The sequence below is a fragment of the Streptomyces sp. SID12501 genome (genome assembly GCF_010550245.1).
Taxonomy (GTDB): Bacteria; Actinomycetota; Actinomycetes; order Streptomycetales; family Streptomycetaceae; genus Streptomyces.
Genome location: NZ_JAAGLU010000005.1, coordinates 152,208 through 165,904, shown reverse-complemented (window position 1 = coordinate 165,904; position 13,697 = coordinate 152,208). Strand labels below are relative to the sequence as shown.

Sequence of the window (13,697 nt, the reverse complement as noted above, 5' to 3'; positions counted from 1 at the left end):
CCCTGAATCCCGCTCGCCCCTTACGGTCCAAAAGACCATGTTGGCCCCATGCGTTGGGGTGCAGGAATTCACGAGGGAGCTCTGGGGAGAGTTCCGGGGGAGCGGAGGCGGCCCGCAACCCGGAGCTCGCCGAACTGCGGCTGCCCGTACGGTCCGAGGGGCTGACGCTGGGCACCGGCCCGACCGGCGGACTTCAGGCGGTGGACGCCTCCGGCATCCGGGTCTTCGGTGGTCAGGCCCCCAAGATGTGGGACTCCTCCACCTTCGCCGCGACCGCCGGCGCTGCTCCGGTGGATCTGTCGGCCGACGCCGTTCCGGCTTCGGGCGCCGACGTCACGGCCCGGACGGTCCAGGACGCGCCCGGCGCCGGGGCCAAGGTCGCCGACATGGCCCTCGACGTTTCCGCGTCCGCGGTAAGCGTCGAGCCGGACCCCTCGCTCCTGGCCGCCGCCGACACCGACTTCCCGGTCTACATCGACCCGGAGGCCGGCATGTCGAAGAGCGAGTGGCTGTACGTTTCCAGCGCTCACCCCAGCACCGAATTCCACAAGTTCAAGGACGACGAAGGCGTCGGCCGGTGCTCGTACAAGAGCATCGGCGGCACCTACTACGTGTGCAGCACATCGCCGTACACGAACCGGATGTACTTCCAGTTCTCCACCAACGGCTGGAAGAACCGCACTATCTCCAAGGCGGTCTTCGAGGTCTACGAGACCTTCTCCTTCTCTTGCGAGAAAAGCACCGTCAACCTGCACATGGTCGCCGAGGGCGGTGTCGACTCGGCCACCAACTGGAACAACAAGCCCAAGGACGGCGACCTGATGGTCGACCGCAAGGTGGCCTACGGGCGTGGCGACAGCTGCAGTCCCGACGCACCCGCCAGCTGGGTCGATTTCCAGGACAACCCCGACGAGACCAACGAGAACCTCACCTCCAGCGTTCGTAAGAAGGCCGCAGCCGAGGACCCGATCGCCTTCTCGCTGCGCGCCGCCGACGAGGACGACGCCAACTCCTGGAAGCGGTTCCGGGGCGACAACGCCAAGCTCGTCCTCACGTACAACACCACCCCTGGCAAGCCGTACAACGAGCGGCTGAGCAGCCCGGAAGAGAAGACCTGCACCACGGACAACAGCAAGCGCCCCTGGATCCGTGACGCGACCCCGACCATGGCGGTCACCGGAACCGACGCCGACTCGTACACCGACGGCACCGGCCAGAACCTCACCGCCACTTTCCAGGTGTGGAACCAGAAAAGCGACCTGCCCAAGGTGTACGAGGGCAAGGACGGGCCGCAGAACGAAGGCGTCTTCGAGGAGAACATCCCGGTCAAGGAGCTGAAGCACGGCGACGGCTACAAGTGGCGTGCCCAGACCTACGACGGCTCCAAGGGCAAGCTCGAGGCCTCCGGCTACTCCGACTGGTCCGACTGGTGCGAGTTCGTGGTGGACGTGGAGCGCCCCGACGCCAAGCCGCACGTCGAGGTCGTGCCCGAGGAAGCCGATCTGCCTGTGGGCCGCACCCGGCACTTCAAGGTCACGGCGAACGGAAACTCGGACTCCGTCTTCAAGAACGACGTCGAGTACTACGAGTGGGACCTCGGCAGCGACACCCCCACTCGCAAGGCCGTCCCGAAGTCCCTCGGCGGCGAAGCGGAGATCGCGGTTGCCCCGTCCGTCTTCGGTCCGAACGTCCTCTACGTGCGCAGCGTCGACCGGGCCGGCAACCGCGGCCCGTTGGAGAAGTACTTCTTCGTCTCGGACCGCGCCTGTGCCGACGTCCTCGCCGACACCTGCGCCGCCGCCGTCTATGGCCTTGATCAGACTTCCGGTGCCACCGCCCCGGACTCGTCCGGCCACGATCGTGAGCTGACGATCAAGGGCGCCGACTGGGTGGCCGGCAACCAGTCCGCAGCCAACGTGGCCGACAAGGCGCTGCGCTTCAACGGCACCAGTGACCACGCCACCGCGGTCTCGTCCGTCCACACCGGTCAGGCGTTCACCGTGTCGGTGTGGGTCCGCCCCACCTCGCTCGCGAAGAACATCTCGGTGCTCAGCCAGGCCGGGGAGCAGGGCAATGGCTTCAACCTCTACTACTCGACTGCATACAAGCGCTGGATCTTCGGCCGCCATGTCTCCGACGCGGCGGGCTCCGACCTCGTGCGCGCCATGGCCGCCGGTGAGCGGCCCGCCACCGTCAACAAGTGGACCCATCTCGCCGGGGCCTACGACCCGGTGGCCCGGAAATTCACCCTCTTCGTCGACGGGGAGGAGCAGGGCAGCGCGGCCGTCACCGACGTCTGGAACGCCACCAAGGGCCTCGGTATCGGCCGCGCCAAGTACGGCGCGGAGTGGTCCGACTACTTCACCGGTGACATCGACGACGTACGCCTCGTCCCCGGACTCCTCTCCGGTACCGAGATCTACCGGCTCGCGAACAACTAGCGGAACTGCCCAACAGGTCCTCTGACCAAGGCCTGAGCGCCGGGTGCCCGAACTCGTCGGGCACCCGGGCACGATCCACATCACACGGGAGGGGAGCGCGCGTGCGCGCATCAAATAGACATAAGCCTTACAGGTGGGCGAAAGTCGTCTCTGTAACGGCGGCATCCGCACTGGCGGTGACCCTGCTCCAGGGCACGCCCGCGTTCGGCGACGACGCCGACGAAACCCGGGAGCAGCGGCGCCCGAAAACCCAGGACGTCGTCTCCACCCCGGTGGTCGAGGCGGATACCCCGGCGGCCTCGCTCAGACACCTGAAGGGGTACGGCAGTCCGCTGCGGCCCAAGGCCACCTGGCCCAGGCCTGGCAGTGCCACCGTGCTCCTGCCCGACGTATCGGCCAAGTCCGCCAAGCGGCAGGCCGGTTCACTTCCGGTCCGTATCGGCCGACCCATGAGCAGCACCGGGTCTGCCCGGTCCGCCCAGGCGGCTGTGCCGGCCCGCGCCAAGGTCGATGTCCTCGGCCATGCCGCCGCGCTCAAACCCAGTAAGAGGGTCGGGGCCGAGGACATCCAGATCTTCGGAACAGCCGATGCGATGGGTATTCCGATCTTCACCGCCGATGCCAAATTCGTGAGAGCCGCCGGAATCCAAGGCGTATCGTTCAACGCGATCGTGCACGCACCAGCGTCGTGGATTGGAAAATGACGAATCTCGAACCCCACCTCGCCGAAGTCGTGGACCAGCTCCGACAGGTATTCCCTGACGGGATCCAGGAGGACGACGAAAACTACGGGCCGTTGCTCGTGATCCTCTCGGACCTCCTGTCGGAGCGAAATCTCGGTGTGGTGGTGGAAGCCGCCTTCGGGCTCGACCGGCATGTGGCTCGCAACCAGGCGGCAGCGGCGCTCTCCATCAGGAAACCGTCTGTTGAGCAGGTGGAGAAACTGAAGGAGGAGATCGTCGAGAGAGGGTGGCACCTGGAGGATGACGAGGACTGAGGTCTCGCCTCCGAGGACACGAACGTGATCGAGTGGCCCCGGCGGACGACGCCGGGGCGCTCTGGATACCGAGGTCGCGACTCCCAAGGGATCCTCAACTCGCACCCATTGAGAGTGAGGGAACAGTTGTCGGTGGTGAGGTGACCGAGGCCGAGATGGGTCTGATGGGGAGCCTCACCCAGACGTATCCGTTCCTGCTCGACGAAGCGCCAGTATGCAGCGGCTACGACAAAAGGGCTCCTATGCCCACGACGCCCCAGGTCAGTGCTGCCACGATTCCCTCACTACGCCGCACGTGCCGCGAAGCTCATCGCGGGCCCTCCACCCGATGGTGACACGCGATGCCCCTGGAGTGTGCTGCGCACGCTTTCCCACTGTGGTGGTGGGGTGTTGGGCTGCGTACGGGGGTGTTCACCTGAGTTCATGGGCGGCTTCGAGTCTCGGCCGAACGGCCGTGAACCGGGCCGGACGAGACGGAAACCGAGGCAGGCGGGTGTGGCAGGAGTGGTACGACGTGCGGTGCTACCGGTGTTGCGGTGAGGCAGAGTGCACGAGATGCCGAGGGGGGACCATGAGGGTAGGAGACCTTGAGTCGACGTCTACAACGAGGCGTACGAAGGCGGTGCTTCGCCGAGCGGCAGAACACCTCGCTGCCATGCATCTGAGTGGAGCGCTGCTGCTGCTCACCTTCCTTGTGCCACCGGGCTGGGTTCTGGACGCCTACGGGGCGGCTCCGGCCAGTGATCCTCCGGCGGACGTGCCGCCTTTCATGATCTTCCTGGCGGTCGTGTTCGGCTGCGTGAGCTTCCACGTGGCGGTGCAGATCCCTTCGGGACTGCTGGGTACCTGGCTTGGTCGGAACCGTACGGCCGGCGTCAGTTACGTGCTCGTCCTGGCGGTGGCGGGTGTGCTCACGGCCGTTGTTCTGTGGGGAGCTCTGGGGGCAGGCCACGCTGCCCAAATCCTTCCCCTGTGGGCCGACTTCATGGCGCGCGGCTCGTTGGCCATGGCTGCGTATGTCTGGCTGAGCCGTCGCCTCCGGACTGGGCCTGCGCAACGATCTGTTGCCAGGTAGTGCCCTCAGCTCGGGAAACTGCGGCACTTCGGGGCCGGTGGGAGCGCTGTCAGGCAGGCCGAGGCACGATGTTCACCGCGCGGTAGTCGTACCCGTCCTACTTGAAGCCAAGGGCTTCCCATGTGAGGTCGACCTGCTGTCCGGGCGAAAGCGTGCGGAAGCCGGTCGCCTGGATCTCGGCGTAGTGGCCGAAGCAGCCACCGGGGGTCTCGGGGGAGTCGAGAACGCCCCACCCTTCCTCGTCGTACCACTCGCGGACAGTCGCAGTCACCATGGACGGAACCCTACGGCTCTCTGCGCCGACGCACCTGGCACCTGGCACCTGGCACCTCAGCTTGGGAAGCTGCGTGCTCGTGGGAAACGGAGCTGACGCGGCCGGATTTCGTGGCGCTGGCGGAGTCGTTCGGGGAGCCGGGGATGCGGACGTGGGCGGAGACGCTGGCGACGGACCTCGCGAAGGCGTTGGCGGAGCCGAGGCCGTGTGTGGTGGTGCTTCCGGCGGTACTGCGGCTGTTCGCGGCGACGCATCCGGACTCGGACTGATCACCCGATCAGCGGTTCTCGGTGACCTGTACGGGATATGTTCCGTGAGGCTGCGGGCATCCCCGGCCGAGCCGATGTCAGATGCGGCCATTACCCTGAGCCCGGAGAGGAGGACAGCGTGCTGCTGAGGTTCCGCGTCGCGAACGTACGGTCCCTGCGAGACGAGCAGGAGCTGTCCTTCGTCGCGCCTGGTGACGAACAGGGCGGGTCGGCGAATCCGATGGATCTCGCAGGCGGCGGATCCATCTCCGTACTCCCGCTGGTCGGCATCTTCGGGGCCAACGCCTCCGGTAAGTCGAATGTGCTGACCGCCATGACGGACATGCGCAACGCGGTCCTCAACTCCTACGCGCGCTGGGCCTCTTACGACGGCATCCCGCGCCAGGTCTTCGCCCTGAATCCCAAGAGCGAGAGCGAACCCTCCTTTTTCGAGGTCGACGTCGTCATCGACTCGGTCCGTTGGACGTACGGCTTCGAGCTCGGCGCCACCCGAGTCGAGTCCGAATGGCTGCACAGCTACCCGCTCGGGCGCCGTCAGGAATGGCTCGACCGCGACGCCTCCCGGCCGGATGTCTTCAAGTGGCCCGGCGGACGTGTCAGGGACCGGGCCCAGCTCGTACGGCGTACACGGCCCAACGCACTGCTGCTCTCCACGGCCGGCACGGACAACCACCCGCAGCTCTCTCCGCTCTTCCACTGGTTCCGCCGCAACTTCTGGATGATCAGCCCGGAGACCGAGCGGGACGAGCGCGCCCGCTACACCACGAAGGAACTGTCCGGTCCGAGGGCCACCAGGATCCAGGAACTGTTGAGAGTCGCCGACCTCGGCATCACCGGAGCGACGGTCGTCCAGGACGGCCCGGGCCAGGACGCGGTGAAGCTGACGCACCGTTCGGCTGCCGGGGACGTGTCCTTCGACTGGCAGGAGGAGTCCTACGGCACGCGCTCCTGGTTCGCGCTCCTCGGCCCTCTGCTCCTCGCCCTCGACGAAGGCGCGGTCCTGCTCGTCGACGAACTCGACGCGAGCCTCCACTCCCGCTTCGCGGCTGAGGTCGTCCGGCTCTTCCACGACCCGCACGCGAATCCCAAGGGCGCCCAGCTGGTCTTCACGTCGCATGATGCGACGGTGCTCACCACCCCGAGCGGCGAACGGCTCCTCGACCCCGGACAGGTGTGGCTGACGCAGAAGGACAAGGACGGGGCGACCGAGCTGTATCCGCTCACCGATGTGGAGCCGGGCGAGGACGAGGACCTCACGCAGTCGTACCTCGCGGGGGCCTTCGGCGGGGTTCCGGCCCTTCTGGAAGGGCAGATCGCGCGCCGGCTGTTGATGGCGCGTGAGGCCGGCACGTACGACGAGACGGGCGATCGAGCGGACCGGGCGGGGCGCGACTGATGGGGCGGGCGCAGAAGGGCAAGGACTCGTGGGAGCGTCCGGCCCGACCGGGTGGACAGCGCAGGCGCCAGATCTTCGTCTTCACCGAGGGAAAGGTGACCGAGCCCTCGTATCTCGACATCCTCAAGGACCAGGGCGTCCCACTCGCCGGCGAGGTCCCGGTGGAGATGCACATCGCCAACCGCAGGGCGGACAGTGGGCGCAAGCCGCTCGACCTCGTCGAGCAGGCGATCAAGCTGAAGCGCGAAGAGGACCGCAAGGCGAAGCGGGCCAAACTGGACGCGAAGTACCTGCCTGAAGTCTGGTGCCTCTTCGACCATGACAACTACAAGTACGTTCGCGATGCGCTGGAGCAGGCGGAGAGGGCGGGCATCGGAGTCGCCTTCTCGCATCCGTGCTTCGAGGTGTGGCGCCTCGCCCACTACAAGCCGGTCAGCGGCTCGTTCGCCGGGGTGTGCGGCGGGGTGGCCGACCGGCTCCCGTTCCAGCGTGGCTCCCAGGACGCCAAGACTCCCAAGGTCGTCCTGCCGGACCAGGTCCTGGGCCGCTACAAGGCGGCGCGGAAGAACGCCGAACGGATGAACAACCAGCATGCGGCGCATGTGGACAGGTGGGACAGGGACCCGTACACGGACGTGCACGAGTTCGTGGAGAAGGCGCTGCACATCGACTCGTACTGACCCGTCGGCCGCGACTGCGCGCTGATTTCGGTATGACCCCGGCCGGGCAATAGGGTCTCTCCGTCATCTCAGGTCGGGCCGTAGGGAGTCGTAGTACATGGCCAAGCTCACGCTCGCCCAGCTCGAACGGCATCTGTGGGCCGCCGCGGACATCCTGCGCGGCGCGATGGACGCTTCCGAATACAAGGACTACATCTTCGGGCTGCTCTTCCTGAAGCGCGCCAACGACGAGTTCGAGGCGGCGAGGGACAAGCTCAGGGAGTACGCGGTCGAGGAGCTGAAGCTCAGCGACGAAGACCTTCCCGGCTACCTGGAGCAGGCGGGGCCGTACCGCAAGCGCGATGTCCTGTACGTGCCGGGGGAGGCCCGTTGGGACGAGGTCTCCGCCGCCACCCACAACATCAACGAGATGACCCTGCGTCCCGCGCTGCAGGCACTTGAGAGGCAGAACACCAAGCTCAAGGGCCTCTTCGACCACCTCGACTTCAACCGCATCGGCGGCTCGGGCGCCGCGTCCGGCGCGGCGAAGCTTGCCGACCAGCGCCTCAAGCTCCTCATCGCGCACTTCGGTCGGATCCGGCTGCGTACGGAGGACTTCGAGTTCCCCGACCTGATCGGTGCCGCGTACGAGTACCTGATCAAGGAGTTCGCGGACACGGCCGGACGCAAGGGCGGCGAGTTCTACACCCCGCGCGCCGTGGTCCGCATGATGGTCGAACTCCTCGCCCCCACCGAGGACATGAGGATCTACGACCCGTGTGTCGGCTCGGGCGGCATGCTCATCCACGCGGCGGAGTACGTGGAGGAGCATGGCGGCGACACGTCGTCGATGTTCTTCGCCGGACAGGACGCCAACTCCGGGTCCTGGATCATGTCGACGATGAACATGGTCCTGCACGGGGTACGCCGCTTCGACCTGGCCACCGGGGACACGCTCTCGCAGCCGGCGCACGTTCCGCGCTCGGACGAGGACCGGTTCGACGGGGTGCTCAGCAATCCGCCGTTCTCCTTGGACTACGTCCTCGCCGACCTGGCACATCCGGCTGAGCGTGCCAAGTACGGGAAGACGAGCGAGCGTGGCAAGGCCGACCTGATGTTCCTCCAGCACATGCTGTGGGAGGCCAAGCGGGACAGCGCTCGTGGCGGCATGGTGATCACGGTCATGCCTCATGGAGTGCTGTTCCGTGGGGGTGGTGAACAGGCCATTCGCACCGCGCTGTTGGAGGAGGATGCCATCGAGGCGGTCATCGGTCTCGCGCCGAATCTCTTCTACGGGACCGGTATCCCGGCGTGCATCCTGGTGCTGCGCCCGCCGGGGCGGAAGGACCCGGCGCGGGACGGGAAGGTGCTGTTCATCAACGCCGACCGGGAGTTCCACTCGGAGCGGGCGCAGAACGTGCTGCTGCCCGAGCACGCCGAAAAGATCGTCTCGACGTTCCACGCGTACGCGGAGGTACCCGGCTTCTCGCGGATCGTGACCCGCGAGGAACTCGCCCTGAACGACGACAACCTCAACATCCGCCGGTACGTCGACAACACGCCGCCGCCCGAGCCGCAGGACGTTCGGGCGCATCTGGTGGGCGGCGTCCCGCGTGCGGAGATCGAGGCGAAGAAGCCGCTGCTCGACTCGTACGGGATCGGGATGACCGATCTGTTCGTGGAGCGGGAGCCGGCGGACCCCGCGTATGTGGACTTCCGGGACGAGTCGGCGGGTGGCCGTCCCGAGTTGGGGGAGCTGGCCCAGCCTCGAGAGGAGGCGTTGCGGGCGGAGTTCGGTAAGTGGTGGGAGGAAGAGGCTGCCCGCCGGTTGGAGGCGGTGGCGGCCACACCTGAAGCTCTTGCTTCGTCCACGTCCTCCGAGCGCAAGGCCGCGTTGATGGCGGTGCGGGGGCAGTTGATGGAGGCGTTCGGGCAACGGCTGGGTCGGGTCGGGTTGCTGGACCGGTATGCGTTGGCCGGGGCGGTCGCGGGTTGGTGGTACGACGCCAAGTACGACTTGCTCGCACTGTCGGAGAACGGGTTCGGGGGTGTGGTCGACGGCTGGGTCGAGAACGTCGACACCATGCTTGCACCTGAACAGGACGCGCGGACAAAGAAGTTGCGTACGAGGTCAGCTGCGGAGCGGCGGCAGGCGTACGACCACAAGGTGGTCGCCGCCATTGCTCCGCGGTTCCTGGAGGAGCTGGCGGAGGCAGATGCGCGCAAGGCGGAGGCCGACGCGCGGTTCAAGGAGCTGGGTGCGCGGCTTTCCGAGGGCGGGGAGGAGCCGGAGGCCGACGGTGACCCGTCCGATGGTGAGGTTGAGTCGGAGGAAGTCGCTCTGAGTATCGAGGAGTTGGCCGAGCTTACGACTGAGCTGGCCAAGGTGAAGAAGGCGCGCGCGAAGGCGGGTGCGGACATCAAACGCCTTGAGGCGGACTTCCACCGGTATCCGTATCCGAGCAACCCGCCGACACTGGGGGAGGAGCCGCCGTGGTTGTTCCGGGCGCGGGAGGAGTTGGACGCGGAGGGGAAGCGTCGGGTGGTGCTCGACTTGTTGCGGGACGACCTGGCGGCGAAGCTGGATGGCCATGTGGTGCGGTGGCAGCGGGAGTTGGCGGCGTCTTATGAGACGTGGGAGCGGAAGTACGCGGTGTCGTTGGGAGAGATTCGGGCGGGGCGGGAACGGCTGGCCAGTGAGCTGGACGGGTTCTTGAAGGAGCTGGGTTATGCGTGAGCTGGCCCCCGGGTGGACGTGGAGCAGAGTTGGTGACCTCTTCGATATGCAGCTCGGCAAGATGCTTAGCAAAGAAGCATCGGCGGGGCTTGAGCAGCGGCAGTATCTGACCAACAAGAACGTTCAGTGGAATAGGATCGATTTTGAAGCGCTGAACTATATGAGCTTCAGCTCGGCTGAGCGTGAGAAATTTCGTCTGGGTCAAGGCGATCTGCTAGTTACGGAGGGAGGAGAGGTCGGGCGGACGGCGATTTGGCAGGGAGAGCGCGACGAATGCTACTTCCAGAAGTCGCTACACCGTTTGAGGTCCCGTGGGCAGATCGATCCCCGGTACATGCTGCATTACATGAACTATGCGGCGCGTTGGCAGATGTTCACGGATTCGGTGGGGCAGACGAGTATCGCGCACCTGCCGCAGGACAAGTTTGCGGAACATCTCGTCGTGCATCCAGCCGATCTGGCGGAACAGCGGCGGATCGTTGAAGTGATCGAAAATTTCAGTGCATTGGAGCGGGGAGTCGAGGCATCGATCGCCAAGCTGCAGAGTGTGCGGCAAGGGGCGTTGCTGGATTCCATGAGTCGGATTCAGCCCGAATGGGCGCCCGTGCGTGATCTCGGTGAAGTCCGCATGGGTAAGCAGCTCTCACCGGCGAGCCGGATGGGTGCGGGGCAATGGCCCTACCTCCGGGTTGCGAATGTGTACGAGGGGCGTATCGACTACTCGGACGTGAACGCCATGGCCTTCTCGGCTGCGGAGCGCGACACGTATGGGCTCATGTCAGGTGACATCCTGCTGAACGAAGGACAGGAGAACCTGATGATGGTGGGGCGAAGTGCGCTGTACGACGGCGCGCCTGGCGAATTCGGTTTTCAGAACACGCTGATTCGGTTCCGGCCCGGCCCGGCTGTCGTTCCTGAGTTCGCGCAGGCGGTTTTTGTCTGGTGGCGCATGAATGCAGTGTTCGCAGGGATCGCGGAGAAGACGAGCATCTCGCACCTGGGTGGGAGCAGGTTCGGGGCACTGTTGTTCCCGTTGATTCCGGTGGCTGCGCAGCGACGTATCGTTGAATCGCTCGATGCCGTGGAAGACCAGAGACTAACGGAGGTCGCAGAGCTTTCAAAGCTGCGTCGACTCAAGCAGGGGTTTATGGATGACCTGTTGTCGGGGCGGGTTGTGGTATCTGCTGTGGCGGTCTAAGCGAACGACGCCCGGGCCTCGCAGTGGTGCGAGGGCCGGACGAATCGTGGTGTGGAGCGGTTAGGCGGTGAGGCTTCCATTCTTGACCCTTGCAACGAACGATGTCCAGATAATCGGCGGGAAGATCAGTGTGGACCCATGAGGCGTCTTGGAGTCGCGGGCAGAGACATCTTCGGGGTGGTTGCCCAGGACCTCCAGGCGACTGCCGTCCTCATTGCCGCTGTAGTGAGGATTTTCGCCAGCCGTTCAGCATCGCTGCGTTCAGGATGGTTCGGTCAGTCATCGTGTTCGTAGTCCTTCACTGTCGTCCGGCGCATGTGCCCAAGCTCCTGGCTTCTGCGAAAATTAGGCCGCCTTGGCCGCAGCCACATCCCGCGCACGGAGCGCGAGTTCCCGAACAGGTGGGGCGGTTGGGCGTCGGCGTAGTTCCGTGTTCATCGTGTGGAAGTGGTCGTCACCGCGGTTGGACGAGACGTGTTCGTACTCGTCCAGGAACCGTGACCAGCTCTCGCAGGCCGCGTCCAAGTGGCCGACGCGTAGTTGGCGTTGCGCGAGAAGCGCATAGGCGTGTACGCGGCCTTGGCGTTCCTGTTTTGGCTGGAGGCGGATCGACTGTTTCAGGGCTTTGATCGAGCCTGCGAAATCCTTCTCCTCGTACAGGACGTGGGAGACGTGGAAGAGGTAGGCGGTCTGGTCGTAGCCGCCGATCGCATCCCTGCGGCTGTCCGCCTTCGATAGAGCGTCCTCCGCCTCCTTCAGGCGGGCGTGGGCTTGTTGCTTCAGGCCCACCATGGACGCGGAATGCGCCTGCTGACCGCGTAGGAACGCCACGAGACGTGGGCCCGCAGAGGGGGCAGCTTCTGCTGCGGAGTTCGCGAGTTCCAGAGCCTTCGGGCCGTAGCCCAGGTTGGAGGCCTGGAGGGACATGCCGCGCAGGGTCCTGCAGTAGGTGATGTGGTCCTCCGCCTCGCGTGCTAGGCCGAGGGCTTGGACGTAGTAGCGCTGTCCGAGGCCGTGAGCCTTCTCGTACATGGCCATCCAGCCGGTCAGGTACGTGAGGTCGGACGCGGCGGCCAGCATGTCCTTGCGGACGGATTCCGCGGCCTGTGCCTTGAGCCAGGGACCGACGGTGTTGACGAGGAACGCGGACGCCATGGGCATCGCGTGCCCGGCACCCAGTTCGTCGAGGATGTCCGCGATCCGATCGGTCATGGTGCGGATCGACTGCACCTGTGAAGAACCGATACGAACGGTCTTCTTGCCGGGAGTCACCGATTCCTCCGCCGCTCGCGCAGGGAGGGTGAACGCGGGAACTGACAGTGCGGCGGAGAAGACCGTGGCAGCCAGCATGCTGCGGCGGGACGGATCCATTGTTGCCCTTCCGAGGTCGATCAACTCCTCGACAGTGTCGGCGCTTTGGGTGTCCGTGAGTGATGGTGCGGGCTCCAGGCCGACCTCCGCGTGAGTGACGGGTCGTCCGAGACGTGCCGAGAGGGCCTCGACGATCAAAGCCCTGACCTGGAGTTTTGGTTGAACTCCTGCAATCCAGTGCGCGACTGCGGTGCGGTCGTACGTCAGGTCGAGTCCTGCCTGGGGGCCGAGGCGATTCACCTGCTGTGCGAGCTGCGTTCTGGTCCATCGTGCCTGGTCAAGCAGGTTGTCCAGGGCGCGGTTGGGGGTGCGTTTCCGTGCCATGTCCTCAACTCCCGACGGCTTGCATGGTGTTCAACGACGGCGTTCACGGCGTTCACGGTCTGACCGTCTTCCAACGGTACCTGCGGAGGGTGTCCGAGCGGTTACCTCTTGCACAGGCACCGAGTGATCTCGGCCGAAAGGAAGGACCCCCGCGACCGCTTGCGACGGCCCGGGGGCATGGCCCTCAACCACACTGGAGTTGAAGACGTGTTGCACCATATCGCCCGCCTCATCCGGCCGCTGCTGAGGCTGGTACGGCCCGCATCGGGGCGTCACCGGTACTCCACCGGGGGAGGGTCGGCGCTTGCCCCTGTGCCTGCCGCCCCCGCCGCACCCAGCCGCTGGCCTTCCCCGCATGAAGCCTCCCTCCGGGGTGAGGACTCCCGACTCGTCCGCCCCTACCTCCTCGCCCACGAACAACGCGAGCTGGCCAGGCAGCAGCGCTCCCGCCGCCGAGCCCTCTGGCTTGCCGTGCACGGCATCGACGTAGGGCCACGGCGCATTCACGGCGTCGACGTCGGCTCGCGTCGAATTCACGGCACCGGGGTGGCCGCCGCATGATCTACGCGAGCCACGACACCGCCGCCACCACAGCCACCCGCCCCCGTCTCCTCCCCTGGTCCAACCTCGACGGCAACCCCTGCTACCTCCTCACCGACAGCACCGGCACCAGCCACCTCTCCCGGATCGCCGACGGCATCGAAGCCGTCCAGCTGGACATGGCCGACGATCTCCTCGACCACGCCGCCGATCTCCTCGGGGACGGCAAGGCCACCGCGCCCCAACTCCGCTTCCTGGCCGCCAGGTTGACTGAATCACTCCACGACGTGCGTCGCGTCGCCCGGAGCCGGGGCGCCCGCCTTCCCGAGTCTTGCGACGACGAGGACCCCGACGACGTCGCCTCGGAGGAGGACCCCAGCACCTGAGACCCGCCCCGCCGAGCGTGCGGACGTACC

13 protein-coding genes and 1 pseudogene are annotated in these 13,697 nt (G+C 66.1%); 11 read left to right on the top strand and 3 right to left on the bottom strand.

The genetic code is table 11. The features are described 5' to 3' along the window. The first annotated feature begins 53 nt into the window (after nt 1-53). The 4 genes from G3I71_RS07385 (at nt 54) to G3I71_RS07370 (ending at nt 4,513) form a co-directional block, all read left to right on the top strand. Nucleotides 54-2,441: a LamG-like jellyroll fold domain-containing protein gene (locus G3I71_RS07385; RefSeq protein ID WP_239148988.1), complete on the top strand. Its 2,388-nt coding sequence runs from the start codon at nt 54-56 to the stop codon at nt 2,439-2,441. A 176-nt stretch (nt 2,442-2,617) separates the two neighbouring features. Further along, nucleotides 2,618-3,145 (top strand): DUF1308 domain-containing protein, encoded by a 528-nt coding sequence (locus G3I71_RS07380; protein WP_164313101.1) that lies wholly within the window; start codon nt 2,618-2,620, stop codon nt 3,143-3,145. Beyond that, nucleotides 3,142-3,438 carry a DUF3349 domain-containing protein gene (locus tag G3I71_RS07375; protein WP_164313100.1) on the top strand — a complete coding sequence of 99 codons (297 nt, stop codon included), beginning with the start codon at nt 3,142-3,144 and terminating at the stop codon, nt 3,436-3,438. The genes G3I71_RS07380 and G3I71_RS07375 overlap by 4 nt, the downstream gene beginning before the upstream one ends. A gap of 655 nt (nt 3,439-4,093) precedes the next feature. Then, nucleotides 4,094-4,513 carry a hypothetical protein gene (locus tag G3I71_RS07370; protein WP_239148987.1) on the top strand — a complete coding sequence of 140 codons (420 nt, stop codon included), beginning with the start codon at nt 4,094-4,096 and terminating at the stop codon, nt 4,511-4,513. A gap of 97 nt (nt 4,514-4,610) precedes the next feature. On the opposite strand, the gene G3I71_RS07365 is transcribed toward G3I71_RS07370, so the two are convergent. Next, entirely contained in the window at nt 4,611-4,787 is a 177-nt protein-coding gene (locus G3I71_RS07365) for a cold-shock protein (RefSeq protein WP_164313099.1), read from the bottom strand. Between the two features lie 86 nt (nt 4,788-4,873). Here G3I71_RS07365 and G3I71_RS07360 point away from each other — a divergent pair. The 5 genes and pseudogenes from G3I71_RS07360 to G3I71_RS07340 form a co-directional block, all read left to right on the top strand. Beyond that, nucleotides 4,874-5,056: pseudogene (locus tag G3I71_RS07360) on the top strand (thiamine pyrophosphate-binding protein); the annotation flags it as partial. Nucleotides 5,057-5,174: 118 nt separating this feature from the next. Next, nucleotides 5,175-6,452, top strand: coding sequence for an ATP-binding protein (locus tag G3I71_RS07355; RefSeq protein ID WP_164313098.1), 1,278 nt, complete (start codon nt 5,175-5,177; stop codon nt 6,450-6,452). Next, nucleotides 6,452-7,132 (top strand): RloB family protein, encoded by a 681-nt coding sequence (locus tag G3I71_RS07350; RefSeq protein ID WP_164313097.1) that lies wholly within the window; start codon nt 6,452-6,454, stop codon nt 7,130-7,132. Before G3I71_RS07355 ends, G3I71_RS07350 begins: the two co-directional genes overlap by 1 nt. 97 nt (nt 7,133-7,229) lie before the next feature. Further along, complete coding sequence (locus G3I71_RS07345) at nt 7,230-9,848, top strand: class I SAM-dependent DNA methyltransferase (protein ID WP_164313096.1); 2,619 nt, start codon at nt 7,230-7,232, stop codon at nt 9,846-9,848. Then, a complete protein-coding gene (locus tag G3I71_RS07340; RefSeq protein WP_164313095.1) occupies nt 9,841-11,046 on the top strand; it encodes a restriction endonuclease subunit S in 1,206 nt (401 codons plus the stop codon). Before G3I71_RS07345 ends, G3I71_RS07340 begins: the two co-directional genes overlap by 8 nt. A 60-nt stretch (nt 11,047-11,106) precedes the next feature. Here the strand turns inward: G3I71_RS07340 and G3I71_RS52630 are convergent, their stop codons facing one another. Continuing rightward, nucleotides 11,107-11,235, bottom strand: a complete 129-nt coding sequence (locus tag G3I71_RS52630) for a DUF397 domain-containing protein (RefSeq protein WP_343242887.1) — start codon at nt 11,233-11,235, stop codon at nt 11,107-11,109. A 156-nt stretch (nt 11,236-11,391) separates the two neighbouring features. Next, nucleotides 11,392-12,741 carry a tol-pal system YbgF family protein gene (locus tag G3I71_RS07330; protein ID WP_164313094.1) on the bottom strand — a complete coding sequence of 450 codons (1,350 nt, stop codon included), beginning with the start codon at nt 12,739-12,741 and terminating at the stop codon, nt 11,392-11,394. 207 nt (nt 12,742-12,948) lie between these two features. Between G3I71_RS07330 and G3I71_RS07325 the strand changes: the two genes are divergently transcribed. Together G3I71_RS07325 and G3I71_RS07320 are read left to right on the top strand one after the other, a co-directional pair. Then, nucleotides 12,949-13,302 carry a hypothetical protein gene (locus G3I71_RS07325; RefSeq protein ID WP_343242874.1) on the top strand — a complete coding sequence of 118 codons (354 nt, stop codon included), beginning with the start codon at nt 12,949-12,951 and terminating at the stop codon, nt 13,300-13,302. Continuing rightward, the gene (locus G3I71_RS07320; protein WP_164313092.1) at nt 13,299-13,667 is read left to right on the top strand and encodes a hypothetical protein; all 369 of its coding nucleotides are present in this window, start codon (nt 13,299-13,301) and stop codon (nt 13,665-13,667) included. Before G3I71_RS07325 ends, G3I71_RS07320 begins: the two co-directional genes overlap by 4 nt. Nucleotides 13,668-13,697: the final 30 nt, after the last annotated feature.